This window comes from Kitasatospora sp. NPDC004723, from assembly GCF_040609255.1.
In the GTDB taxonomy this organism is placed as follows: domain Bacteria; phylum Actinomycetota; class Actinomycetes; order Streptomycetales; family Streptomycetaceae; genus Kitasatospora.
In genome coordinates this window covers 39,999-64,909 of sequence record NZ_JBEXJT010000041.1, presented here as the reverse complement: position 1 = coordinate 64,909, position 24,911 = coordinate 39,999, and the positions used below count along the sequence as shown (strand labels likewise).

Sequence of the window (24,911 nt, the reverse complement as noted above, 5' to 3'; positions counted from 1 at the left end):
TGATGCGGGCTCACCGCGGCGCGACGGCGCTCAAAGTGGGCAGCCCGCAGCAGCAGGCGATGCTGGCGGTACTGCTCCTGCGACCGGGTCATTCGGCGAGCGCCACGGATCTGATCGCGGCGCTGTGGGGCGAGGAGCCTCCGAGCGCGGCGATGACCACGGTGCGGACGTACGCGTGGCGCTGGCGCAAGGTGCTGGACGCCGTGGAGCCCGCCGGGGGCAGCGGAACGGGTGGGTCCGGGGAGCCGGGCGAGAAGGCGGCGGGCAGCGTCCTGGTCTCGATGGGTGACGGCTACCGGCTGGTGCTGCCCAAGCTGGCGGTGGACGCGGCGCAGGCGGAGGCGCTGGCCGCCGAGGCGGAGCGGACCGCCCGGGCCGAGCCGCTGCGCGCCCGCGACCTGCTCAACCAGGCGCTGGAGCTGTGGCAGGGCGAGCCGCTGGCCGGGATCCCCGGGCCGTTCGCGGAGCGGCACCGGCAGCGGCTGGAGGAGTTGCGGCTGACCCTGCTGGAGGAGCGGATCAGCCTGGACCTGGCGCTGGGCCGCTACTCGCGGTGCATTCCGGAGCTGACCGCGCTCACCACCGAGCACCCGCTGCACGAGCGGGCGTACGGGCTGCTGATGCGGGCGCTCTACCAGGCCGGGCGGCAGGCGGACGCGCTGGCGGTGTTCCGGGGCGTGCGGCAGCTGTTCCTGGCGGAGCTGGGGGTGGCGCCGGGGGCGGAGCTGGAGCAGTTGCACCGGCGGATCCTGGAGGGGGATCCGGCGCTGGCGGCGCCGCAGGCTCCGGGCGCCGGCGCGGCGGCCGTGGCGCCGCCGGTCCCGGCCCCGGCGGCGGAGGGTGTGACCGGTGACCGCGCGGAGGCGGCGGACGCGGAGGGCGGTGCGGCGGACCCGGGCAGCGGCGCCGACGCGGCACCGGCGCCCGGCCGGGCCGGCCGTCCGTCGGGCGCGCCGCCGAGACCGGCCCAGCTGCCGCCGGACGCCGCCGACTTCACCGGGCGCACGGCGCCGGTGCGGGTGCTGTGCGAGGCGCTGGCCGCTCCCCCGCAGGACGGCGCGGGCGACGGCGCGGGCGGGGCGGCGGAACCGTCGCAGGCGCTGGTGGTGGCGACCGTGGTCGGGATGGGCGGGGTCGGCAAGACGGCGCTGGCGCTGCACGTCGCGCACCGCGTCCGGGAGACCTACCCGGACGGCCAGCTGTACGTGGACCTGCGCGGCTCGGACCCGGTGCCGGCCGATCCGGAGGCGGTGCTCAGCGGCTTCCTGGTGGCGCTCGGGGTCGCGGCGGACGCGGTGCCGGACGGACTGGAGGCACGCTCGGGGCTGTTCCGCTCGGTGGTGGACGGCCGGCGCCTGCTGCTGGTGCTCGACAACGCCAAGGACGCGGCGCAGATCCGGCCGCTGCTGCCGGGGGCGGTGGGCTGCGCGGTGCTCACCACCGGCCGGACCAGACCGGCCGGACTGCCGGCGACCGTGCAGGTCGACCTGGACGTGTTCCAGCCGCAGGAGGCGCTGGACCTGCTCGGCCGCACGATCGGCGCGCAGCGGCTGGCCGCCGAGCCGGACGCCGCCCGGGAGCTGGTGGTGGCCTGCGGGCACCTGCCGCTGGCGGTGCGGATCGTGGCCGCCCGGCTGGCGGCGCGGCCGGGCTGGACGGTGGAGACGCTCAGCCGACGGCTGCAGGTGGAGCGGCGGCGGATCGACGAGCTGCGGATCGGCGATCTCGCGGTGGCGGCGGCCTTCGAACTGAGCTACCGCCAGCTGGCGGAGGACCAGGCCAGGGCGTTCCGGCTGGTGGCCTCGGTGGACGGGCCGGACATCGGGCTGCCGGCGGCGGCGGCGCTGCTGGACCTCGACGAGTACGACGCCGAGGACCTGCTGGAGGCGCTGGTGGACGTCGCGATGCTGGAGTCGCCGTTCCCCGGTCGCTACCGGTACCACGACCTGCTGCGGGCGTTCGCGCGCCGACGACCGGCGCAGGGCCCGGGCGGGGCGGACGGACCGAACGGGGCCGGCGGAGCGAACGGGGCGGCCGACCGCGGGGCAGCCGACGGCGGGGAGGCGGTGGCGGCCCGGGACCGGCTGCTGGACCACCTGCTGGCCACCGCCTGCACCGCGTTCCAGCACGCCGTGCCGGGCGACCCGGCGGCGGGCGCGCTCGGCCCGGCGCACTCCCCCGGCGTCCCGCTGCCCGGCCGGGACGCCGCCCGCGAGTGGGCGACGGTCGAGCGGGCGGGCGCGGTGGCGCTGGCCGCGCAGGTGGCCGCCGACACCGCCGCCGGGCGGGGGCCGGCGCTGCGGGCGGCGATCGACCTGCTGATCGCGCTCACCCCGTTCGTCCTCACCCCGCCGAGCCGTCAGCTCGCCGCGACGGCCGACGCGCTGGCCGAGGCGGCAGCCCGGGACGGCGACGTCCGGGCGGAGGGGCGGGCGCACTTCCTGCGCGGCAACGTCGCCCTGGCCGCGACCCGGCTGGAGGCGGCCGAGGAGGCGTCCCGGCGGGCGGTGGAGGCGGCGCGGGCCGCCGAGGACTCGGTGGTGCTGCGGCAGGCGCTCAACGATCTGGGTCTGATCTGCCAGTTCCTGAGCCGCTACGACGAGGCGGTGGACCACTACGACGAGGCGCTGCTGCTGGCCAACCGGCTGGGGCACCGCTCCGGCGCACTGGTGACGACGGTGAACGCGGCGCTGGCGCGGGTGCGCAGCGGCCGGGCGGACGAGGCGGTGACGATCTGCCACGAGGTGCTGGCCGAGCTGCGGACCCGGCAGGACGACCCGGGCCGGGCGTACACGCTGTACGTGCTGGGGCTGGCGCTGCACGCACTGGGCCGGCACGAGGAGGCGGTGACCTGGTTCGGCGAGTGCCTGGCGGTGTCGGTGGCGGCCGGTCTGCGGGACCGGGCCGCGCACGCGCGCTACCGGCTGGCGGACAGTCTGCGCGAGCTGGGCCGGGCGGACGAGGCGCTGGACCACGCGGAGCAGGCGTTGGCGCTCTGCGTGGAGCTGGGGGCGGAGCGGGACCAGGCGCAGGCGCTGGTGGTGCTCGGCTGTGCGCTGGCGGACCTCGGACGCGGGGCCGAGGCGGGGGCGCGACTGCGGGAGGCCCACGCGATCTTCCAGCGGCTGGGGCTTCCGGAGGCCGCCGAGGTGGCGGGGCTGCTCGCGGAGCCGGCGTTCGCGCTGGTCGATCCGTGAGCGGGGGTGGCTCGGTGAGCGGGGGCGGATCGGCGAACGGGGGGCGATCGGTGAGCGCTGGTGGCTCGGGTACGGGCAGAAACGGTTCTGCGCGCGGTTGTTCGGACTGCCGGAGCTCAGGAACCGGTGCTGTTCCAGTCCGAGTGACCGCTGCCGTCGGTCGGGGTCGGGGTGGGGGTCGGCGTCGCGGTGGGGGCGGTGGTGCCGGTGCCCGTGCCGGTCGCGCCGTCCGCCATCGCGGTGCCGGCCGCGCCGCCGAGGGCGAGCAGGGCGCCGAGGCCGAGGCCCGCGACGGCCAGGCTGATCCGGGCGGTACCGATCGTCGAACGCTTCGCCATGACTGCTCCTCGGGTGTTCTTCCCTGTTGGGAAGGGCTTCCGCCGGGTTCTCCCCGGCTGACGTGAAGAGCATCGCAAGGGGCGTTCAACGGCCGATGGACGCACGAGCAGCGTGCGTCGATCGGCCGCGTTGATCGGCGTGTTGATCGCCGTCGTCCCAGGTCAGACGGCCTCCCGGATCTCCAGCGTGCAGCACTTCACGCTGCCGCCGCCCTTGAACAGCTCGGACAGGTCCATCCCGATCGGCCGGAAGCCGCGCTCGCGCAGCCGGGCCGCGACCCCGGTGGCCGGCTCCGGGATCACCACGTTCAGCCCGTCGCTGGCCACGTTGAGCCCGAACGCCTCCGCGTCCTCCTCCCCCACCAGCACCGCGTCCGGGAAGAGCCGGCGCAGCACCGCCCGGCTGCCGGCCGAGAACGCGCCCGGGTAGTACATGATCTGATCGCCGTCGAGCACGCTGAGCGCGGTGTCGAGGTGGTAGAAGCGCGGGTCCACCAGGTCCAGCCCGATCACCGGGCGGCCGAGGAACTCCTGTGCCTCGGCGTGCCCGGCGGAGACGCTGCGAAAGCCCCGCCCGGCCAGCAGGTAGCGGTCGGTCAGCAGCAGGTCGCCCTCGCCCTCGTTGACGTGCACCGGGTCGAGCGTGGTGAAGCCGTGCGCCCGGAACCACTCCAGGTACGCCGGGCCCTCGGCGGCCCGCTCGGCGTTGCGGAACCGGGCGCCGAGCACCCGGCCGTCGACGACGGTGGCGCCGTTCGCCGCGTAGACCATGTCGGGCAGGCCGGGCAGCGGGTCGATCAGGTCGACGCGGTGGCCGAGGTCGACGTACAGCTCGTACAGGCGCTCCCACTGGGCCACCGCGAGGTCGGTGTCGACCGGCTTGGCCGGGTCCATCCACGGGTTGATCGCGTAGCTGACCTCGAAGTGGGTCGGACGGCACATCAGGTAGCGGCGGGGGCGGGCGGTGCGGGTCATGGCGGGCTCCGGGAGGGTGAGAGGGTGGGTGGAGCGGCGGGGCTCGGGAGGCGGCGGCGCTCAGGCGTGGGCCGGGCGCTCGGGGAAGTCCCGCATGGCGCGCAGCGGGCTGCTCAGCAGCACGGCGCCGGCGGAGAGCAGCACGCTCGCCATGATCCAGATGGTGGTCCGGGCGCCGAGCACCTCGCCCAGCCAGCCGCCGAGCAGGGCGCCGACCGGGATGGCGCTGAAGTTGACGGTGGAGGCGCTGGCCCGGATCCGGCCGATCATCGCGGGCGGGCAGTAGGCCTGGTAGAAGCTGCCGGCGATGACGTTGCCGGCGATCACCCCGCAGACCGCGACCGACCAGGCGACCGCGCTCACCGCGAGCGGCAGCCGCGCGCCGGCCATCGGCAGCAGCAGGATGAACGGGGCGGCGACCAGCTCGCAGAGCAGCAGCCCGCGGGCGGTGCCGAAGCGGCGGGCGATCCGCCCGGCGAGGGCCGCCCCGGCCAGGCCGCCGACCGAGACCACCGCGAAGACGGCGCCGACACCGCCGGGCGACACCCCGACGCTGCGGACCAGGAAGACCGTCTGCACCGCCTGGATGCCGTTGAGACCGAGGTTGCCGACGGCCGCGAAGGAGGCGAGGGTGCGCAGGTAGGGGTCGTGGACCAGGAAGCGCACGCCCTCGCCGATCTCGCGCAGGATGCCGCGCCGCTCGGACTTGGCCGGCGGCGTCTCCTCGGCCCGGATGGTGCCCAGGCAGAACGCCGACACCAGGTAGGTGACCGCGTCCGCGAGCAGTCCGCTGGCCGCGCCGAACACCTGGGAGAGCAGGCCCGCCAGGCCGGGCCCGGCGATCTCCGCCGCGGAGTCCCCGGAGCGCAGCTTGACGTTGGCCTCCAACAGGTCCGGCTTGGCGACCAGGGACGGCAGCACGGCGCTGTACGCGGTGGAGAAGAACACCTTCACCGCGCCGGCCAGCAGCGCGACCACGATCAGCTGGGCCATCGTCAGGGCGTCGAACCAGCCCGCCACCGGCACGCTGGCGAACAGCAGGAGCAGCAGCAGGTCGCAGACCAGCATGACCTTCAGTCGGGGCCAGCGGTCCACCCAGGCTCCGGCCAGCAGGCCGAGGAACAGCCAGGGCACCCAGGCGGAGGCGGTGAGCACGCCGACCATGAACGGCGAGGCGTCCAGGGTGACCACCGCCACCAGGGCGAGGGCGACGTTGCCGACGGCGGTGCCGAGACCGCTGGTGGTCTCACCGATCCAGAGCTTGCGGAAGTTCCCCTGGGCCCACAGGCCCCAGCGGCCGCGGGGCGGCCGGTCGGCCGCCGCGGGCGGCTGGACCGCGGTCTCGGTCGTGGTGCTCGTGGTCATCGCGGGTCACACTCCAAGCGTGTCGGCCAGCACGGCGGCGATCCGTGCGAGGGGCTCGGGCTGGGTCAGGGCGCCGTGTGCGCAGTCGATCCGGTGGGCGGTGACGGGGCCGGTGAGGTACGGGGCCCAGGCGGCCTCGTAGGGCCAGTCGGCGGGCTTGTCGGCGGTGGCGCCGACGAAGACGGCCCCGCCCCGGTAGTGGCCCGGCACGTGCTCGGCCATCAGCTTGCGGTGCAGGTCGAAGACGTCGGGCAGGACGTCGGCGGCCTCGCCGAGCAGCGCGGTCAGCTCGGCCCGGCCGCGCCCGTCGGCCGGGTCGTAGCCGAGCGAGGCGAGCAGTTCGGCCAGCGTCTCGACCGGGTCGTCGGACGCCGGGGCGGTCCGCCGGGTGCCGGCGTGGTCGGCCGGGAGGCCGTCGAGCAGGGCCAGCAGGGCGACCTCCTGGCCGTCCGCCTGGAGCTGGACGGCCATCTCCTGGGCGACCACCGCGCCGAAGGACCAGCCGAGCAGGTGGTACGGGCCCTGCGGACGGACGGCGCGGATCTCCCGCAGGTAGTCCTCGGCGATCTCGGTGACCGAGGCCGGGGAGCCGCCGCGCAGGCCGCGGGCCTGGAGGCCGAACACCGGGCGCTCGGGGTCGAGGTGGCGCAGCAGGCCCGCGTAGACCCAGCTGATGCCGGCGGCGGGGTGGACACAGAACAGCGGGGCGCCGCTGCCCTCGGCGCGCAGCGGGAGCAGCACGTCCAGGGCGTCGGAGCGCTCGCCCCCGGCGGTGTCCAGGCGGCGGGCGAGGCCGGCCACGGTGGGGGCCTCGAACAGCGCCCGCATGCCGAGGTCGGCGCCGAAGGCGGCGCGGATCCGGCCGAGCAGCTTCATGGCGAGCAGCGAGTGGCCGCCGAGGTCGAAGAAGCCGTCGTCGACGGTGACGCCGGTGACGCCGAGCACGTCGGCGAACAGGCCGCAGAGCTGTTCCTCGCGCGGGGTGCGCGGGGCGCGGCCGGTGGGCGAGGCGGTGAGGTCGGGGGCGGGCAGGGCGCGCCGGTCGACCTTGCCGCTGCCGGTCAGCGGGAAGGCGTCGAGCCGGACGACCGCCGTCGGGACCATGTAGCCGGGCAGCGACTCGGCGACGAAGGCGCGCAGCTCGGCCGGGTCGGGCGGGGCCGTGGTGGAGCCGGGGACCACGTAGGCGACCAGGCGGGGGCCGGCGGCGCCGTCCTCGCGGGCCGTCACGGTGGCGGCCCGGACGCCGGGGTGGCGGGTGAGCACGTGCTCGATCTCGCCGAGTTCGATCCGGAAGCCGCGGATCTTGACCTGGTGGTCGGTGCGGCCGAGGTAGTCGACGCCGCCGTCGCGGGTGCGCCGGACCAGGTCGCCGGTGCGGTACATGCGCTCGCCGGGCGTGAAGGGGTCGGCGACGAAGCGCTCGGCGGTCAGCGCCGCGCGGCCGAGGTAGCCGCGGGCCAGGCCCGCGCCGGCGAGGTACAGCTCGCCGGGGACGCCGGGCGGCACGGGGGCGAGGTGCTTGTCGAGCACATAGCCGCGGGTGCCGCGCACGGTGCGGCCGAGCGAGGGGCGGTCGGTGGCGGTGAAGGGCTGGGTGAGGGCGTCGACGGTGGACTCGGTCGGGCCGTAGAGGTTGCGGGCGGCGGTGCGCGGGGCGGCCTCGCGCAGCCTGCTCCACAGCGCCTGGCCGACCGCCTCGCCGCCGAGGAGCAGCAGACGCGGGGCGGCCTCGCCGTCCAGCAGGCCCTCGGTGAGCAGCAGTTCGGCATAGCTGGGGGTGATGCCGAGGGCGTCGACGCCGGTGGTGCGCAGGTGCCGGACGAGCGCGCCGGCGTCGCGGCGCAGCTCGTCGCCGATCAGGTGCAGCTCATGGCCGGCGATCATCCAGAGCAGGCTGTCCCAGGAGGCGTCGAAGCAGAGCGAGGCGGTCAGCGCGACCCGCAGGCGGCCGTGCGGGCGCCCGGGGTGGGGCTCGTCGAAGGTCTCGGCCCGGTGGTGGGCCAGCAGCGCGGCGATCGAACCGTGGGTCACCACCACGCCCTTGGGACGGCCGGTGGAGCCGGAGGTGTAGATCACATAGGCGGCGTGGGCCGGGTCGGGAGCGGCGACGGGTGCCGGGTTCGGGTTCGGGACGAGGGGCTCGTCGGAGTGCACCGGCAGGGTGGGCAGACCGGCGAGCAGGTCCGGCAGCGGCCAGCCCTCGTCGGTGACGACCAGGGCGGGCGCGGCGTCGGCGAGCATCGCCGCCGTGCGGTCGGCCGGGTACTCGGCGTCCAGCGGGAGCGAGGCGGCCCCGGACCTGAGGACGGCGAGCAGGGCGACCACCGTCGCGGCCGAGCGCGGCAGGGCCAGGGCGACCACCGTGTCCGGTCCGGCGCCGGCCGCGCGCAGCCGGGCGGCGAGGTGCTCGGCGCGGGCGTCCAGTTCGGCGTAGGTCAGCCGGGTGGCGCCGAAGACCAGCGCGGTCGCCTCCGGGGTGCGGGCCGTCTGCGCGGCGAAGGCGGCCGGCAGCAGCGGCACCTCGGCGGGCAACGGGTCCGCGGGGGCGAGGAGTTCGGCGCGCTCGGGCCCGGTCAGCAGCTCGGCCCGGCCGATCGGCCGACCGGGCTGCGCCGCGACGGCGGCCAGCAGGCGGCCGAAGCGGGCGGCGATCGCCTCGACGGTCTCGCGGTCGAACAGGTCGGTGGCGTAGTCGATCGCGCACTCCAGACCGGCGGGGGCGCCGTCGGCGTCGAAGGACTCCCCCATCGCGACGGAGAGGTCGAACTTGGCCGCGTACCCGCCGACCGGCTCGACGGCGGCCGGCAGCCCGGCGAGGTCGAGCGGTGCGTCGCCGGGCGCGGCCCCCGGGGTGCCGCCCTGGAGCAGCAGCATCACCTGGAAGAGCGGGTGGCGGGCCAGCGAGCGGGCCGGGTTGAGCTCCTCGACCAGCCGCTCGAACGGCACGTCCTGGTGGGCGTGGGCGTCCAGCTGGGTCTCCCGGACCCGGCCGAGGAGTTCGGCGAAGGAGGGGGCGCCGGAAGTGTCGGTGCGCAGCACCAGGGTGTTGACGAAGAAGCCGACCAGGTCGTCCAGCGCCTCGTCCGAGCGGCCGGCGACCACCGAACCGATCGGCACGTCGGTGCCGGCGCCGAGCCGGGTGAGCAGCGCGGCCAGCCCGGCCTGCAGGGTCATGAACATCGTCACCCGGTGCTCGCGGGCCAATGCGACGAGTTCGCGGTGCAGTTCGGCGCCGAACGGCAGCACGACGCGGTCGCCGCGGTGGCCGGTGTCGGCGCGCCGGGGGCGGTCGACGGGCAGCGACAGTTCCTCCGGCAGGCCGGCCAGGGTCTCGCGCCAGAAGGCGAGTTGACGGGCGGCCTGGCTCTGCGGGTCGGCCTCGTCGCCGAGCAGCTCGCGCTGCCAGAGCGCGTAGTCGGCGTACTGGACGGGAAGTTCGCGCCACTCGGGGGCGGTGCCGTCGCGGCGGGCGGCGTAGGCGGCGGCGAGGTCGCGCAGCAGCGGGTCCATCGACCAGCCGTCGCCGGCGATGTGGTGCAGGACGAGGACCAGCAGCTGCTCCCCGGTGCCCTCGCCCGCCGGGAGGAGGTGGGCGCGGATCGGCAGGTCGGCGGCGAGGTCGAAGGGGACGGCCGCGCAGGCGGCGACCGCGGCGGCGGGGTCGGCCGGGGCCGTCGTACGGTGGTCGAGCGGGACGCGGGCCCGGTCGGCCGGGACGATCCGCTGGTGGGGCTCGCCGTCCTGCACGGTGATCACGGTGCGCAGGCTCTCGTGCCGGGCGACCAGATCGCCGAGGGCGGCCTCCAGCACGGCGGGGTCGAGCCGGCCACCGAGACGCAGGGCGAGCGGCAGGTTGTAGAGGGCGCTGGGGCCCTCCATCCGGTCGATCAGCCAGAGCCGCCGCTGGGCGAAGGAGAGCGGCAGCCGCTCGGGGCGCGGGCCGGCGGTGAGGGCGAGCCGGGCCTCGGCACCGCCGTCCAGCCGCTGGGCGAGGCCGGCGACGGTCGGCGCCTCGAAGACGTCCCGGATGCCGAGTTCGGTGCCCAGCACCGAGCGGACCCGGCCGGCCAGCTTCATGGCGAGCAGCGAGTGGCCGCCGAGGGCGAAGAAGTCGTCGTCGATGGAGACCCGGTCGAGGCCGAGGACTTCGCCGAACAGTCCGCAGAGCAGTTCCTCGCGGGCCGTGCGGGGTGCCCGGCCGCCGGCGAAGAGGGTGAAGTCGGGGGCGGGCAGGGCGCGCCGGTCGACCTTGCCGCTGCCGGTCAGCGGCAGCGCCGCGAGCGGGACGACGGCGGCCGGGAGCATGTAGCCGGGCAGCGTCTCGGCGGCGAACCGGCGCAGTTCCAGCGCGAGTTCGGGGCTCGGGTCGACGGCGGTGGCGCAGTGGGCGACCAGTCGGCGGTCCCCGTCGGCGCTCTCGTGCAGGGTGACCACGGCCTGCCGGACGGCCTCGTGGCGGGCCAGTACCTGCTCGATCTCGCCGAGTTCGATCCGGAAGCCGCGGACCTTGACCTGGTGGTCGGTGCGGCCGAGGTAGTCGACGCCGCCGTCGCGGGTGCGCCGGACCAGGTCGCCGGTGCGGTACATGCGCTCGCCGGGCGTGAAGGGGTCGGCGACGAAGCGCTCGGCGGTCAGCGCCGGGCGGCCGAGGTAGCCGCGGGCCAGGCTGTGGCCGGCGAGGTACAGCTCGCCGGGGACGCCGGCCGGGACCGGGGTCAGGTGCTCGTCGAGCACGTAGGCGCGAGTGCCGAGCACGGTGTGGCCCATCGAGGGGCGCTCGGAGCCGGCGTAGGACTGGAGCAGGGTGTCGACGGTGGCCTCGGTGGGGCCGTAGAGGTTGTGGCCGGTGGTGTGCGGGGCGGCCTCGCGCAGCCTGGTCCACAGCGCCCGGCCGATCGGCTCGCCGCCGAGCAGGACCACCCTGGGCGCCGTTCCCTCGCGGGAGGCGTCGTCCAACAGCCCTTCGGCGATGAGCTGTTCGGCGTAGCTGGGGGTGAGGTTGAGGGCGTCGATGCCGGTGGTGCGCAGGTGCCGGACGAGGGCGGCCGGGTCGCGGCGCAACTCGTCGCCGATCAGGTGGAGTTCATGGCCGGCGACCATCCAGAGCAGGCTGTTCCAGGAAGCGTCGAAGCAGAGCGAGGCGGTCAGCGCGGCGCGCAGCCGGCCGTGGACGCGCTCGGGCTCGCCGAAGGTCTCCGCCCGGTGGGCGGCCAGCAGGCCGGCGATCGAACCGTGGCTCACCAGCACGCCCTTGGGGCGGCCGGTGGAGCCGGAGGTGTAGATCACGTACGCGGCGTGGGCCGGGTCGGTCCGGACGGCCGGCGCCTCGGCGGGCAGCCCGGCCCAGGCGGCGGCCTCGGCGGGCAGCACGGTCAGGCCGTCCAGCGCCTCGGGCAGCGGCCAGCCGGCGGTGCTGAGCACGGCGGCCGGCCGGGCGTCGGCCAGCATGTGGGCGGTGCGCTCCAGCGGGTACTCGGCGTCCAGCGGCAGGAAGGCGGCGCCGGCCTTGAGCACGGCGAGCTGGGAGACCACCGTCTCCACCGAGCGGGGCAGCGCGAGCGCGACGACCGACTCGGGACCGATGCCGGCGGCCAGCAGGCCGTGGGCGAGCCGGTTGGCGCGGGCGTCCAGTTCGGCGTAGCTGAGCCGGAGGTCACCGTGGACCAGGGCGGTGAGCTCCGGGTCGGCCGCGACCCGCTCGGCGAAGGCGGCCGGGACGAGCGGCAGGTTCTCGGGCAACGGGCGGTGGCCGCCCAGGAGTTGGGAGCGCTCGTGCCCGTCCAGCAGGTCGGCCCGGCCGATCGGCCGATCCGGCCGCGCCACCACGGCGGCCAGCAGGCGGCCGAAGCGGGCGGCGATCGCCTGCGCGGTCTCCCGGTCGAACAGGTCGGTGGCGTAGTCGAGCGCGCAGTCCATGCCGGCGGGCGCGCCGTCGGGGCCGAGGAACTCCTCCAGGGTGACGTTCAGGTCGAACTTGGCGACCCCGGTGTCCGAGGGCAGCGCCTCGACGCCCAGGCCGGGCAGCGTCAGCTCGCCCTCACCGGTGGACTGGAGGACCAGCGCGACCTGGAAGAGCGGGTGGCGGGCCAGCGAGCGGGCCGGGTTGAGCTCCTCGACCAGCCGCTCGAACGGCACGTCCTGGTGGGCGTAGGCGCCGAGGCCGGTCTCCCGTACCCGGCCGAGGAGTTCGGCGAAGGAGGGGTCGCCCGAGGTGTCGGTGCGCAGCACCAGGGTGTTGACGAAGAAGCCGACCAGGTCGTCCAGCGCCTCGTCCGAGCGGCCGGCGACCACCGAACCGATCGGCACGTCGGTGCCGGCGCCGAGCCGGGTGAGCAGCGCGGCCAACGCGGCCTGGCAGGTCATGAAGAGGGTGACCCGGTGCTCGCGGGAGAGCGCGACCAGCGAGCGGTGCAGCTCGGCGTCGATCGGCAGGGCGACGCGCTCGCCGCGGTGGCCCGCCCGGGCGCCGCGCGGGCGGTCGGCGGGCAGCGCGATCTCCTCCGGGAGGTCGGCCAGGGTGTCGCGCCAGTAGGCGAGTTGGCGGGAGAGCAGGCTCTGCGGGTCGGTCTCGTCGCCGAGCAGCTCGCGCTGCCAGAGCGCGTAGTCGGCGTACTGGACGGCGAGCGGGGCGCGCACCGGCCGCTCGCCGCCGAGGCGCAGGGTGTAGGCCTCGGCGAGGTCGCGCAGCAGCGGGCCCATCGACCAGCCGTCGCCGGCGATGTGGTGCAGCGCGAGGACCAGGACGTGCTCGTGCTCGGCGACCCGGAGCAGGGTGGCCCGCACCGGCGGCTCGGCGGCCAGGTCGAACGGGCGGCGGGCCGCGCGGTCGACCTCGGCCTCGACGGACTCCGGTGCGCAGTCGAGGAGTTCGACCGGGACGGCGGCCTCGGCGAGGATGTGCTGGTAGGGCTCGCCGTCGTGCTCGGCGATGACGGTGCGCAGGCTCTCGTGCCGGGCGGCGAGGTCGGCCAGCGCGGCGCCGAGCGCGGCGTGGTCGAGTTCGCCGGTCAGGCGCAGCGCGAGCGGCATGTTGTAGAGGGCGCTGGGGCCCTCCATCCGGTCGATCAGCCAGAGCCGCCGCTGGGCGGAGGAGAGCGGCAGCCGCTCGGGGCGGCGGGCCGCGACGAGGGCGGGCCGGGCCGCGGCGCCGTCCAGGCGTTCGGCGAGGCCGGCGACGGTCGGCGCCTCGAAGACGTCCCGGATGCCGAGTTCGGCGCCGAGGGTGGCGCGGACCCGGCTGAGCAGCCTGGTGGCGAGCAGCGAGTGGCCGCCGAGGGCGAAGAAGTCGTCGTCGACGGTGACGGCGCCGGTCAGGCCGAGGACGTCGGCGAACAGGCCGCAGAGGATCTCCTCGCGGGGTGAACGGGGGGCCCGGCCGCCGGTGCTCGCGGTGAAGTCTGGGGCGGGCAGGGCGGCCCGGTCGAGCTTGCCGTTGACGTTGAGCGGCAGCGCCTCCAGGGTGACGAAGGCGGCCGGGACCATGTAGTCGGGCAGCGCGGCGGCCGCGTGGGCGCGCAGCTCGGCCGGGTCGGCGCCGGGGTCGGTGGCCAGGTAGGCGACCAGCCGGGTGCCGGCCGTGTCGTCCCGGTGCGGCAGCACGGCGGCCTGCCGCACGGCGGGGTGGGCGGCCAGGACGGCCTCGATCTCGCCGGGTTCGATCCGGAAGCCGCGGACCTTGACCTGATGGTCGGTGCGGCCGAGGAACTCCACCGAGCCGTCGGGGCGGCGGCGGGCGAGGTCGCCGGTGCGGTACATCCGGGCGCCGTCCGCGGACGGGTCGGCGACGAAGCGCTCGGCGGTCAGCGCCGGGCGGCCGAGGTAGCCGCGGGCCAGGCCGGCGCCGCTCAGGTACAGCTCGCCGGGGACCCCGGCGGGCACCGGGCGCAGCCGCGCGTCCAGCAGGTGGGCGCGCAGGTTGGGCAGCGGGCGGCCGATCAGCGGGCGGGGCGCGGTGCCGTCGAGGCGGTGGTGCAGCGCGTCGACGGTGCACTCGGTGGGTCCGTACATGTTGAGCACGACGGTGCCGGGCGCGGCGTCCAGCGCGCTCCACAGCTGCTGGCCGAGGGCCTCGCCGCCGACCATCATCAGGGCGGGCGGGCAGGTGTCGAGCAGGCCCTCCTCGATCAGCCGCTCGGCGTGGCCGGGGGTGACGTCGAGCACGTCGGCGCCGGTGCGGGCGAGGTGGTGCACCAGCGCGGCGGTGTCGCGGCGCAGTTCGTCGCCGACGAGGTGGAGCTGATGGCCGGCGACCATCCAGAGGAGCGACTCCAGGGCGGTGTCGAAGGACAGCGAGCCGGTCTGGGCGAAGGTGAACCGCCGCCCGGGGTGGGCCTGTTCGGCGGCGGCGACGGTGCCGGTGCGGTGGAAGGCGAGCAGGTTGGCGAGGCCGCCGTGGCGGACCACGACGCCCTTGGGGCGGCCGGTGGAGCCGGAGGTGTAGATGACGTAGGCGGCGTTCTCCGGGCCGATCGGCGGGAGCGGCGCGTCGGCGGGCAGCCCGGCCCAGACGGCGGCGTCGGCGGGCAGCACGGTCAGGCCGTCCAGCACCTCGGGCAGCGGCCAGGCGTCCGTGCTGAGCACCGCGGCCGGGCGGGCGTCGGCGAGCATGTGGGCGAGCCGGTCGCGCGGGTACTCGGCGTCCAGCGGCAGGAAGGCGGCGCCGGCCTTGAGCACGGCCAGCACGGCGACGACGGACTCGGCCGAGCGGGGCAGCGCGAGCGCGACCAGCGACTCGGGTCCGACCCCGGCGCCGGCCAGGCCCCGGGCGAGCCGGTTGGCGCGGGCGTCCAGTTCGGCGTAGCTCAGCCGGACGTCGCCGAAGGTCAGCGCGGTGGCCCCGGGGGTGGCGGCGGCCTGCGCGGCGAAGGCGGCCGGGACGAGCACGTCGCCGCCGGGGCGGGCGGTGTCGTGCCAGCGGGCGAGCGCCGCGTGGCCCGCCGCGCCGAGCACGTCCAGCTCGGCGACCGGGCGGTGCGGCTGCTCGGCGGCCTGGGCGAGCAGGTGGACCAGGGCGGCGGCGAGCCGTTCGGCGGTGGCGCGGTCGAACAGGTCGACGGCGAACTCCAGGCCGCCGGAGAGCCCGGCCGGGCTGCCGTCCGGGTGGTGGCGCTCGGAGAGGTTGAGGGTGAGGTCGAAGGCGGTGGTGGGCAGGCCGAGCGGCTCGTAGGCGGCGCGGGTGCCGGGGAAGGCGGGGCCGCCGCCGGCGGTGTTGTCGAAGGCGATCATCACCTGGAACAGCGGGTGCCGGGCCAGTGAGCGGGCCGGGTTCAGCTCCTCGACCAGCCGCTCGAACGGCACGTCCTGGTGGGCGTAGGCGGCCAGGTCGGCCTCCCGGACCCGGCCCAGCAGCTCGGCGAAGGTGGGCGCGCCGCCGAGGTCGGTGCGCAGCACCAGGGTGTTGGCGAAGAACCCGACCAGCTCGTCCAGGGCGGTGTCCAGGCGGCCGGCCAGCGGGGTGCCGATCGGCAGGTCGTCGCCGGCCCCGAAGCGGTGCAGCAGGGTGGCGTAGGCGGCCTGGAGCACCATGAACAGGGTGGCGCCGTGCTCGGCGGCCAGGGCGGCGAGCCGGGCGTGCAGGGCGGCGTCGAGTTCCAGCTCGACGACGTCGCCGCGGTGGGTGGGCACCGGCGGGCGCGGGCGGTCCAGCGGCAGCGGCAGCTCGTCGGGCAGGCCGGCCAGGGCCTCGCGCCAGTGGGCGAGCTGGTCGGCGAGCAGCGAGTGCGGGTCGCTGTCCGCGCCGAGCAGCCGGTACTGCCAGAGGGTGTAGTCGGCGTACTGGACCGGCAGCGGCTGCCAGGACGGCGCGGTGCCGGCGAGCCGGGCGGTGTACGCCTCGGCGAGGTCGCGGAACAGCGGGCGCAGCGACCAGCCGTCGCTGGCGATGTGGTGCATCACCAGGGTGAGGACGTGCTCCTGCGGGCCCTCGGGGCGCAGGTAGGCGTGCAGCGGGACGTCCGTCGCCAGGTCGAAGGTGTGGTGGACGAGGTCCTGCGCGGGGCGGTCGGTGACGGTGAGCAGCGGCGCGGGCGGCGCGGCCAGCACCCGCTGGTGGGGCACGCCGTCGCGTTCGGTGAAGACGGTGCGCAGCGACTCGTGGCGGGCGGCGACGTCGCCGAGGGCGGCGTCCAGGGCGGCGGTGTCCAGCGGGCCGGTCAGCCGCAGCGCGAGGGTGACGTTGTAGGTGGCGCCGGGGCCCTCGGCCTTGCCGAGGAACCAGAGGCGGCGCTGGGCGAAGGAGACCGGCAGGTGCGCGGGGCGCGGCTCGGGGCGCAGCGCGGGGCGGGCCGGGGCGCCGGCGATCCGGGCGGCGAGCGCGGCGACGGTCGGGGCCTGGAAGAGGTCGCCGATGGCGAGTTCGGCGCCCAGCTCGGCGCGCACCCGGCCGACCAGGCGGGTGGCGAGCAGGGAGTGGCCGCCGAGGGCGAAGAAGTCGTCGTCGATGGTGAGGCCGTCGAGGCCGAGGATCTCGCCGAACAGCGTGCACAGGGCCCGCTCGCGCTCGTCGCGCGGGGCGCGGCCGTCGGCGTCGGCGCCGAGGTCGGGGGCGGGCAGGGCGCGGCGGTCGACCTTGCCGTTGGCGTTCAGCGGCAGGGCGGGCAGCACCACGACGGCGGACGGCACCATGTAGCCGGGCAGCGTGTCGGCGGCGAACCGCTTGAGATCGGCGGCGAGTTCGGGCCCGTCGGCGGGGTCGAGGACGGCGCAGTAGCCGACCAGCCGGGTGTCGCCGGGGCGGTCCTCGCGGGGGACGACGATCACCTGGCGGACGGCGGGGTGGCGGGAGAGCGCGGCCTCGATCTCGCCGAGCTCGATCCGGAAGCCGCGCAGCTTGACCTGGCCGTCGATGCGGCCGAGGAACTCGATCGCGCCGTCGGCCCGGCGGCGCACCAGGTCGCCGGTGCGGTACATCCGGCCGCCCTTGTCGTACGGGTCGGCGACGAAGCGCTCCGCGGTCAGCGCGGCCCGGCGCCAGTAGCCGCGGGCCAGGCCCGCCCCGGCGATGTACAGCTCGCCGGGGACCCCGGGCGGCACCGGCTGAAGGCGGGCGTCCAGGACGTGGGCGCGCATGTTGTCCAGCGGCAGGCCGATCGGTGCCCGGGCGCCGTCCAGGTCGGCGGGCAGCAGGTGGTGGTGGGTGGCGAAGGTGGTGGCCTCGGTGGGGCCGTAGACGTGGGCGAGCAGCAGGTCGGGGCAGTGGTCCAGGACCCGGCGCAGCAGGGTGCCGGACGCCGCCTCGCCGCCGGTGCAGACCGTGCGCAGGGCGCGGAAGGTCTCCGGGGCCTGCTCGGCGACCAGGTCGAACAGGGCCTTGGTGAGGAAGACCGCGCTGACCCGGTGGCGGACGGCGAGGGCGTGCAGGGCGGCGGCGTCCAGGGTGCCGGGCGGGGCGACGACGACCGTGCCGCCGTGCAGCAGCGGCGCCCACAGCTCGTAGGTGGCGGCGTCGAAGGCGTGCGGGGAGTGCAGCAGGATCCGCCCGTGCCGGCCGTCGCGCCAGCGGCGGTCGTCGGCGAGGTCGACGACGTCGCGGTGGCGCACCGCGACGCCCTTGGGGGTGCCGGTCGAGCCGGAGGTGAACATCATGTAGGCCAGCCGGTCCGGGTGGACGGGCAGCGCGGGGTCGTGGGCGGGCGCGTCGGCCTCGTCGCCGGGGCGCACGACGGTGGCGGTGTGCGCGAAGCCGGGCTCGGCGCGGTCGGTGAGCAGGACGGGCGCGGCGGTGTCGGCGAGCAGCGCCGTCATCCGCTCGGGCGGCAGGCCGGCGTGCATCGGCACGTAGCAGCCGCCGGCCTTGAGCACGGCGAGGGTGGCGACCACCAGGTCCACCGAGCGCTCCATCAGCAGGGCGACCGGGGACTCGGGGCCGACGCCCATGCCGATCAGGTGGTGGGCGAGCCGGTTGGCGCGGGCGTCGAGCTCGGCGTAGCCGACCTCGCCGCCGTCGTGGGCGAGGGCGACCGCGTCCGGGGTGCGGGCCGCCTGGGCCGCGAACAGGGCGGGCAGCGAGCCGGTGCGGACGGGCGCGGCGGTGGCGTTCCACTCCTCGGCGAGGCGGGCGCGCTCCGCGGGGGCGAGGATGTCCAGGGTGCCGATCGGGGCCAGCGGGTCGGCGGCGGCGGCGGCGAGCAGCCGGCCGAAGCGCGCGAACAGGGTGCTGACGGTGGCGCGGTCGTAGAGGTCGGCCGCGTACTCGACCGAGCCCTCCAGGCCGGCCGGGGCGCCGTCGGGGCCGCGGCGTTCGGTGACGCCGATGTTGAGGTCGAACTTGGCGACCCGCAGGCCGAGCGGCTCGGGCGCCGACTCGACGCCGGGCAGGCCGAGTTCGCCCTCCTCGTGGTTCTGCAGCACCAGCAGGGTCTGGAACAGCGGGTGGCGGCCGAGCGCGCGGGCCGGGTTGACCTCCTCGACCAGCCGCTCGAACGGCACGTCCTGGTGGGCGAAGGCGTCCAGCTGGGACTCCCGGACGCGGCCCAGGAGTTCGCTGAAGGACGGGTCGCCGGACGTGTCGGTGCGCAGCACCAGGGTGTTGACGAAAAAGCCGACCAGGTCGCTCAGCGCCTCGTCGGAGCGGCCGGCCACACCGGTGCCGAGCGGGATGTCGGTGCCGGCGCCGAGCCGGGTGAACAGCGCGGCCAGGCCGGCCTGGAGGACGGCGAACAGGGTGGCGCGGTGGCCGCGGGCCAGCTCGGCGAGCGCGGCGTGCAGCTCGGGGGCGAGGGTGAACGGGACGGCGTCGGCGGCGCCGGTCGGCACCGGCGGGCGGGGGCGGTCCGCCGGGAGCTCCAGCTCCTCCGGCAGGCCGGACAGCACGCCTCTCCAGTGGTCGAGCTGACGGCTCATCAGGCTGTAGGGGTCGGACTCGTCGCCGAGCAGCTCGCGCTGCCACAGGGCGTAGTCGGCGTACTGGACCGGCAGCGGCTCCCACAGCGGCTCGGTGGCCGCGAGCCGGGCGGTGTAGCCGGCGGCGAGGTCGCGCAGCAGCGGGCCGAGCGACCAGCCGTCGCCGGCGATGTGGTGCAGCACCACGAGCAGCACGTGCTCGGGGGCCGGACCGTCGGACGGGGTGAGCGAGAAGACCGTGACCCGGATGGGGAGTTCGGTGCTCAGGTCGAAGGTGTGGGCGGCTTCCGCGTCCCGCAGGGCCGGGTAGTCGGCCGGTGCGCACTCCACCGTCGCGAAGGCGATCTCCGCCTCCGCCGACGGCAGGATGTGCTGCACCGGCACGCCCTCCCCGTCCACCGGGAACACCGTGCGCAGGGCCTCGTGCCGGGCGACCACGTCCGCCGTCGCGGCGCGCAGCGCGGCGGTGTCGAGCGGGCCGCGCAGGCGGACCGCGAACGGCAGGTTGTAGAGCGCGGTCGGCCCTTCGATCTGGTCGATCAGCCACAGACGCTGTTGTGCGTACGAAACCGGGATCACGGTGCTTCCTCTGCTCACGTCACGGGCGGGTGGAGGGCGCCGTCACGCGGCGACGGCGGTGGTCGGCAGGACCGAGGGGCGGCAGTCGAGGACGTCGACCGGGCGGCCCATCGCGACGGCGATCCTCCGGTCGCCGCGGTACGGGTCGCGGCCGTGCGCGCAGAGCACGTTGTCGACCAGCATCACGTCGCCGACCTGCCAGGTCTCGCGCACGGTGGCGGCCTCGTAGGCGGCGTTCAGCGCGTCGACGTCCTCGCGGGTGAGCGGCTCGCCGTCCCCGAAACCGGTGTTGAACGGCAGGCCGTCCGGGCCGAACTCCTCGACCATGGCCTCCCGGATGTCCGGGTCCAGCGACCACTCGCTCCAGAAGGCCAGGTGGTTGAACCAGGCCTCCTCGCCGGTGTGCGGGTGGTGGATGGTGGCCGGCCGCAGCTGGCTGGTGCGCAGGTTGCCGTCCGCCGTCCACTCCCAGGAGATGCCGTTCTCCCGGCAGTAGCGCTCGACCTCGGCGCGGTCCTCGGTGGCGAAGGCGGTCCGCCAGCCGAGCGAGACGTAGTCCGAGTAGCTGCGGTTCAGCGTCCAGCCGGAGGTCCGGCCGCGCTCGGCCAGGTGCGGCGGCAGCGCGGCGAGCACCTTGCGGACGTCCGCCGTCGGGGTGGCGCCGCCGGCCTCCGGGGCGACCAGGCAGGCGAACAGCAGCCGGCCGGGGAAGGTCAGCGTGTAGCTGTTCTCGTTGTGCATCCGGATCGGCAGCGCGGGCGGCAGGTCGGTGGACGAGAAGACGCCGTTGCCGAAGTCGCTGCGCGGGGTGGCCTTCTCGCGGTACGGGGTGGGCTCGGGGATCAGCACGTCGCGCACGGCGGCGACGTCCTCGGTGGCGGCGACCGGCAGGCCGCGCAGGAAGATCGTGCCGTGCTCGTGCAGCGCGGCGGTCAGCTCGGCCTCGTGCGCGCGCAGCCAGGCGGTGCCCTCGGCGAGGTCGGCGACGGCCGGCAGGTGGGCGAGCGCCGGACGGCCGGGGTTCAGCTCCCAGGTGACCATGGCGGCGCTCACCGGCCGTCGAGGCTTGCGACCAGCGAGGCCGGGCGGATGTCGGTCCAGTTGGCCTCGATCCAGTCCAGGCACTCCTGGCGGGGGGCCTCGCCGTGGACGGTGGTCCAGCCGGCCGGCACGTCGATCCAGACCGGCCAGAGCGAGTGCTGGTTCTCGTCGTTGACCAGGACGAGGTAGCCGGCGTTGTCGTCCTCGAACGGGTTGCTCACGGTGGTCTCCTCGGTGAGGTGTGGCGGTCGTGGTGCGGTGATTCGAAGGTAGGGGCGCGGCGGGCCCGGAAGCGGCACGAGGCCCGGCAGGAGAGCGGCAGTTACGGGACTGCCGTCCTCCTGCGCGGGCCTCGATGCAGGGGTCGAACCGGGGGCGGGTGGGGCTTCGGCGGGGGCTTCGGCGCGGGCTTCGGCGCGGGCTGCGGGCGGGACTTCGGCGGGGGCTTCAGCGCGGGGTGAGCCGGACCGGGAAGCGGTCCAGGCCGAAGTTGATGATCGAGCGGTTGAACTCCGCCGGACCGGCCGGCTCGATCGCCGACGCCTTCTCCAGCGCCGCCGTGAACAGCGCGCTCAGCTCGGTCTTCGCCAGCGGCGCGCCGATGCAGTAGTGGGCGCCCAGGCCCAGCGCCAGGTGCTTGTTGGGCGAGCGGTCCAGCCGGATCTCCTCGGGCGCCTCGAAGGCCTCCGGGTCGCGGTTGGCCGACCACACCCAGACCGCGACCCGGTCGCCGCGGCGGATCTGCCGCCCGGCCAGCTCGATGTCCCGGGTGGCGGTGCGCAGCGTGTGCAGCCCGACCGAGGTCCAGCGCAGCAGCTCGTCGACGGCGGAGTCCATGGACACCTCGCCGCGCTGCAGCCGCCGCCACAGATCGGGGCGGTTGACCAGGGTGTGCAGCCCCATCGCGGCGGTGTGGCGGACCGTCTGGACGCCGCCGACCACGATGTTGTCCAGGTTGAGCACGACGTCCTCGACCGGCAGCAGCCGGCCCTTCACCTTGTAGGTGGCCATCATCGAGATGAGGTCGTCGCGCGGGTCGCTGCGGCGCAGCATCACCTGGTGCAGCAGGTAGGGGATCAACTGCTGGTGCCCGGCCCGGCGTTCCTCCGGGGTGGCGCCGAGGAACGCCACGTCGCAGACCCGGACCACCATGTCGCGGTCCTCCTCGGGGACGTCCAGCAGGTCGCACATGACGGCCAGCGGCAGCGCGGAGACCACGTCGACGAGGTCCGCCTCGCCCTGCTCGACCGCCCGGTCGAAGAGCTCGGCGGCCCGGTCGGCGATCGAGCGGGAGGCGCCGCGCACCCCGCCCTTGGAGAAGAACGGGTTCGCGGGGGCCCGCAGTTCACGGTGCCGGGGCGGGTCGGTGAGGGCCATCATCCGGCCCGAGCCGACCGGGACGTTGCCGACGCCCGCGCCGAGCAGCGAACCCGACTCCGAGCTGAACACGGCCGCGTTGCGCAGCACCTCGGCCGACTCCCGGTAGGTCATCACCGACCAGATCGGCCCGTCGTCGACGGTGTCGGTGCGGTGCACGGGCGCCGCGGCGCGCAGTTCGGCGACCAGCTCCGGGGTGTCGGGGCGGGCCCAGAGCGCGGGGTCGGTGAGGTCGACGGAAGTGGTGGTCACCATGACGGCTGCTCCTCGGTGGTGGTGGGGTCGGCCGGGCGGCGGCCGTTCGGGAGGGAGGTCGGGAGGGAGGTCGGGAGGGAAGCGGAGAGCGGGATCGGGAGGGGACCGGCGGAGACGGTGGTCACCACGACGGCCCCGGCCCGGAGGCCAGCAGGGAGGCCAGGAGATCGACCGGGCCGGGCCGGTCGACGGTGGCGAGCAGGTGTCCGCCGGGCAGGACCCGGTGACCGAAGGCGCCCCCGGTGTGGGCGGCCCAGCCGGTGAGGCCGGTGGTGGCGAGCATCGGGTCGTCCGCGCCGGCCAGCGCGTACAGCGCGGAGCCGATCGGCGGGTGCGGCCGGTACCGGTAGGTGGCGCTGACCGCGAGGTCGGTGCGGATGCCGCCGAGGGCGAGCTCGACCAGCTCCGGATCGGCCCGGACCAGCTCCTCCAGGCCGGTCAGGCGCAGGAGTTCGGCGGCGTCGAGGTCCTTGGACTCGCGTTCGGTCCACTCGGCGGGGCTGGGCGCCCCGGCCACCACCACCAGTTCGGGGCGGCGGTCGGCGGGCAGCGCCCGGGCCACCTCGTAGGCGAGCAGGGCACCGAAGCTCTGCCCGTAGAAGGCGGCCCGGCGACCGGACCCGAGGTGCGGGGCGAGGGCCCCGGCGACGGCCTCGACCAGGGCGGCGAAGTCGGCGGGCATCGGATCACGGCTCCGGCCACCGCGCGCCGGCGGGCGCAGCGCCCAGACCTCGGCGGCGGGCGCGAGCGCCCGGGCCAGCGGGGTGAAGGCGGTGGCGTCCCCGCCGGCGTGCGGGAAGCAGAACAGCCGTACGGGGCCAGCGGGTTGGGGGGCGGGAAGGAGGAACCAGTCCCCCTCGGTCCGGGGCCGCGTGGCGGGCACGGCCCGGGCACGCGCCGGGGCCGGCCGGTACGGCACGGCACCGGTGTCCGGCCGCGGCCGGGGCCTGATCGGCGGCCGGGCCGCGACGGGCGGACGGGAGGCGGGGTCGGTGGTCGGGGTGGTCATCGGACGGCCGGGCGGCGGGGGGTGAGGGTGGGGCGGGCGGGGGCCGGGGCCGCGGTGGTGGCGTGCTGGACGGCGGCGGTGAAGGCGGCCAGGTCGGCGGCGTCCAGCAGGTGCCGCAGCTGGAGCTCGACGTTGAGCTTGCGGCGCAGCAGGTGGACGACGCGCAGCGCGGCGAGCGAGTGGCCGCCGAGGGTGAGGAAGTCGTCGGTCGGCAGCACCTCGGGGACGCCGAGCACGGTGCGCCACACCTCGGCGACCTGCTCCGCCACTCCCCCGCCGGAACTCGCCGCGGCCGGCTCGGCGACGGGCGCGGGCAGGGCGCGGTGGTCGACCTTGCCGTTCGGGGTGAGCGGCAGCGCGTCGAGCACGGTCACGGTGGCCGGCACCAGGTGCGCGGGCAGGGCGGCGCGCAGCGCGGCGAGCAGGGCGGCGGGTTCCGCCGACGGGCCGGTGACGTAGGCGGCGAGGCGGGTGTCCCCGGGCGCGGGCTCGTGCACGGTGACGGCGGCGGCGGTGACGCCGTCCAGCGCCGCGACCGCGTGCTCGACCTCACCGAGTTCGATCCGGAAGCCGCGCAGCTTGACCTGCCGGTCCACCCGGCCGACGTACTCCAGCAGGCCGTCGGCGGAGCGGCGGGCCTGGTCGCCGGTGCGGTACACGCGCTCGCCGGGGGCGAACGGGTCGGCGACGAAGCGTCCGGCGGTCAGCCCCGGCTGCCCGGCGTAGCCGTGCGCCAGGCCGGGCCCGCCGAGGTACAGCTCGCCGACCGCGCCGGGCTCGGTGACCGGCAGCAGCCGCTCGTCCAGCAGGTGCACCCGGACGCCGGGCAGCGGCTCGCCCAGGTGCGGGCCGGGGCCGGTGATCCGGGCCGCGATCGCGTCGACGGTGCACTCGGTGGGCCCGTACAGGTTGAACGCCTCGACGCCGCCGTCGGCCAGCTCGCGCCAGGTGCGCTCGGGGACGGGCTCGCCGCCCATGAACAGGCGCGGGACGGCCGCGTCGCCGCCGAGCAGCGGCTCGCGCAGCAGCTGCCAGTGGGACGGGGTCAGGTCGAGGTCCGTGACGGCGTGCTCGGCGAGCAGCTCGGCCAGCCGGGCCGGGTCGGCGCGCCGGGCGTCGTCGACGACGACCAGGGTGTCGCCCCGGCAGATCCGGATCCACTGCTGGACGGAGGCGTCGAAGGAGACGCTGGCGTTCCAGGCGACGACGGACGGCTCGGGCCGGTAGGCGCCGATCCCCTCCAGGCCGGCGGCGAGGTCGGCGACGGCGGCGTGCGGCACCTCGACGCCCTTGGGGCGGCCGGTGGAGCCGGAGGTGTAGATGACGTAGGCGGGGTCCAGCGGGTGCGGGGCGTCCAGCGCGACGGCGGGTGCCTCGGCGTCCGGGCGCAGCACCGCCACCCCGGCCGGGACCGGCGGCGCCGCGTCGGCGCTGACCACGGCGGTGAGCCGGGCGTCGGCGGCCATGAAGGCGATCCGCTCGGCCGGGTAGGCCGGGTCCAGCGGGACGTACGCGGCGCCGGCCCGCCAGACGGCGAGCAGCGCGACCGGCAGGTCGAGGGTGCGGGCGAGGTGGACGCCGACCCGGTCGCCGCGCCGGACACCGGCGGCGCGCAGGGCGGCGGCCAGGCCGGCCGTACGGCGGTCCAGGGCGGCGAAGTCGAGGCTGCCGTCGGCGGCGTGCACGGCGGGGCGGCCGGGGTGGGCGGCGACGGCGGCCCGCAGCCGGCTCAGCAGGTCGGTGGCGGCGACGGTGGCGGTGGCGGTAACGGTGACGGTGGACGGGGCGACGGTGGCCGGCTCCGCGAACGTGGTCATGGCGGGGTACTCCTCGGTGAAGGGCGGAAGGAAGGGGGAACGGCGGTGCTCGACGTCGGGGGGTGGGAGGGGCGGCCGGGCCCGGAAGCCTGCCCGCGATCGGGCCCGGCGCCGC

Annotated in this window: 10 protein-coding genes; 1 reads left to right on the top strand and 9 read right to left on the bottom strand. The window is 76.4% G+C overall.

Annotation, left to right across the window (positions count from 1 at the left end):
* Window positions 1-2 precede the first annotated feature (2 nt).
* Entirely contained in the window at window positions 3-3,197 is a 3,195-nt protein-coding gene (locus tag ABZW10_RS29765) for a BTAD domain-containing putative transcriptional regulator (protein WP_355371859.1), read from the top strand.
* 116 nt (window positions 3,198-3,313) lie between these two features.
* On the opposite strand, the gene ABZW10_RS29760 is transcribed toward ABZW10_RS29765, so the two are convergent.
* From ABZW10_RS29760 to ABZW10_RS29720, 9 genes are all read right to left on the bottom strand, one after another.
* On the bottom strand, window positions 3,314-3,535 hold the full coding sequence (locus tag ABZW10_RS29760) for a hypothetical protein (protein ID WP_355371857.1): 222 nt from the start codon (window positions 3,533-3,535) through the stop codon (window positions 3,314-3,316).
* Between the two features lie 162 nt (window positions 3,536-3,697).
* On the bottom strand, window positions 3,698-4,510 hold the full coding sequence (ddaH, locus tag ABZW10_RS29755; RefSeq protein ID WP_355371854.1) for a dimethylargininase: 813 nt from the start codon (window positions 4,508-4,510) through the stop codon (window positions 3,698-3,700).
* Window positions 4,511-4,570: 60 nt separating this feature from the next.
* Window positions 4,571-5,875 carry an MFS transporter gene (locus tag ABZW10_RS29750; RefSeq protein WP_355371851.1) on the bottom strand — a complete coding sequence of 435 codons (1,305 nt, stop codon included), beginning with the start codon at window positions 5,873-5,875 and terminating at the stop codon, window positions 4,571-4,573.
* A 6-nt stretch (window positions 5,876-5,881) separates the two neighbouring features.
* Window positions 5,882-19,297 carry an amino acid adenylation domain-containing protein gene (locus tag ABZW10_RS29745; protein ID WP_355371848.1) on the bottom strand — a complete coding sequence of 4,472 codons (13,416 nt, stop codon included), beginning with the start codon at window positions 19,295-19,297 and terminating at the stop codon, window positions 5,882-5,884.
* A 42-nt stretch (window positions 19,298-19,339) separates the two neighbouring features.
* Entirely contained in the window at window positions 19,340-20,338 is a 999-nt protein-coding gene (locus ABZW10_RS29740) for a TauD/TfdA family dioxygenase (RefSeq protein ID WP_355371904.1), read from the bottom strand.
* A gap of 8 nt (window positions 20,339-20,346) precedes the next feature.
* Complete coding sequence (locus tag ABZW10_RS29735; RefSeq protein ID WP_355371845.1) at window positions 20,347-20,559, bottom strand: MbtH family protein; 213 nt, start codon at window positions 20,557-20,559, stop codon at window positions 20,347-20,349.
* 226 nt (window positions 20,560-20,785) lie between these two features.
* Window positions 20,786-21,970, bottom strand: coding sequence for a cytochrome P450 (locus tag ABZW10_RS29730; protein WP_355371842.1), 1,185 nt, complete (start codon window positions 21,968-21,970; stop codon window positions 20,786-20,788).
* A gap of 121 nt (window positions 21,971-22,091) precedes the next feature.
* Entirely contained in the window at window positions 22,092-22,979 is an 888-nt protein-coding gene (locus ABZW10_RS29725) for a thioesterase domain-containing protein (protein ID WP_355371839.1), read from the bottom strand.
* Window positions 22,976-24,796 carry a non-ribosomal peptide synthetase gene (locus ABZW10_RS29720; protein ID WP_355371836.1) on the bottom strand — a complete coding sequence of 607 codons (1,821 nt, stop codon included), beginning with the start codon at window positions 24,794-24,796 and terminating at the stop codon, window positions 22,976-22,978. Before ABZW10_RS29720 ends, ABZW10_RS29725 begins: the two co-directional genes overlap by 4 nt.
* Between the last annotated feature and the right edge of the window lie 115 nt (window positions 24,797-24,911).

Excerpts from the sequence above, each read along its gene's own strand:
- ABZW10_RS29760 (WP_355371857.1), bottom strand. The coding sequence starts at position 3,535 with ATGGCGAAGCGTTCGACGATCGGTACCGCCCGGATCAGCCTGGCCGTC.
- ABZW10_RS29720 (WP_355371836.1), bottom strand. The coding sequence starts at position 24,796 with ATGACCACGTTCGCGGAGCCGGCCACCGTCGCCCCGTCCACCGTCACC.
- ABZW10_RS29750 (WP_355371851.1), bottom strand. The coding sequence starts at position 5,875 with ATGACCACGAGCACCACGACCGAGACCGCGGTCCAGCCGCCCGCGGCG.
- ABZW10_RS29765 (WP_355371859.1), top strand. The coding sequence starts at position 3 with ATGCGGGCTCACCGCGGCGCGACGGCGCTCAAAGTGGGCAGCCCGCAG.
- ABZW10_RS29730 (WP_355371842.1), bottom strand. The coding sequence starts at position 21,970 with ATGGTGACCACCACTTCCGTCGACCTCACCGACCCCGCGCTCTGGGCC.
- ABZW10_RS29740 (WP_355371904.1), bottom strand. The coding sequence starts at position 20,338 with ATGGTCACCTGGGAGCTGAACCCCGGCCGTCCGGCGCTCGCCCACCTG.
- ABZW10_RS29725 (WP_355371839.1), bottom strand. The coding sequence starts at position 22,979 with ATGACCACCCCGACCACCGACCCCGCCTCCCGTCCGCCCGTCGCGGCC.
- ddaH (WP_355371854.1), bottom strand. The coding sequence starts at position 4,510 with ATGACCCGCACCGCCCGCCCCCGCCGCTACCTGATGTGCCGTCCGACC.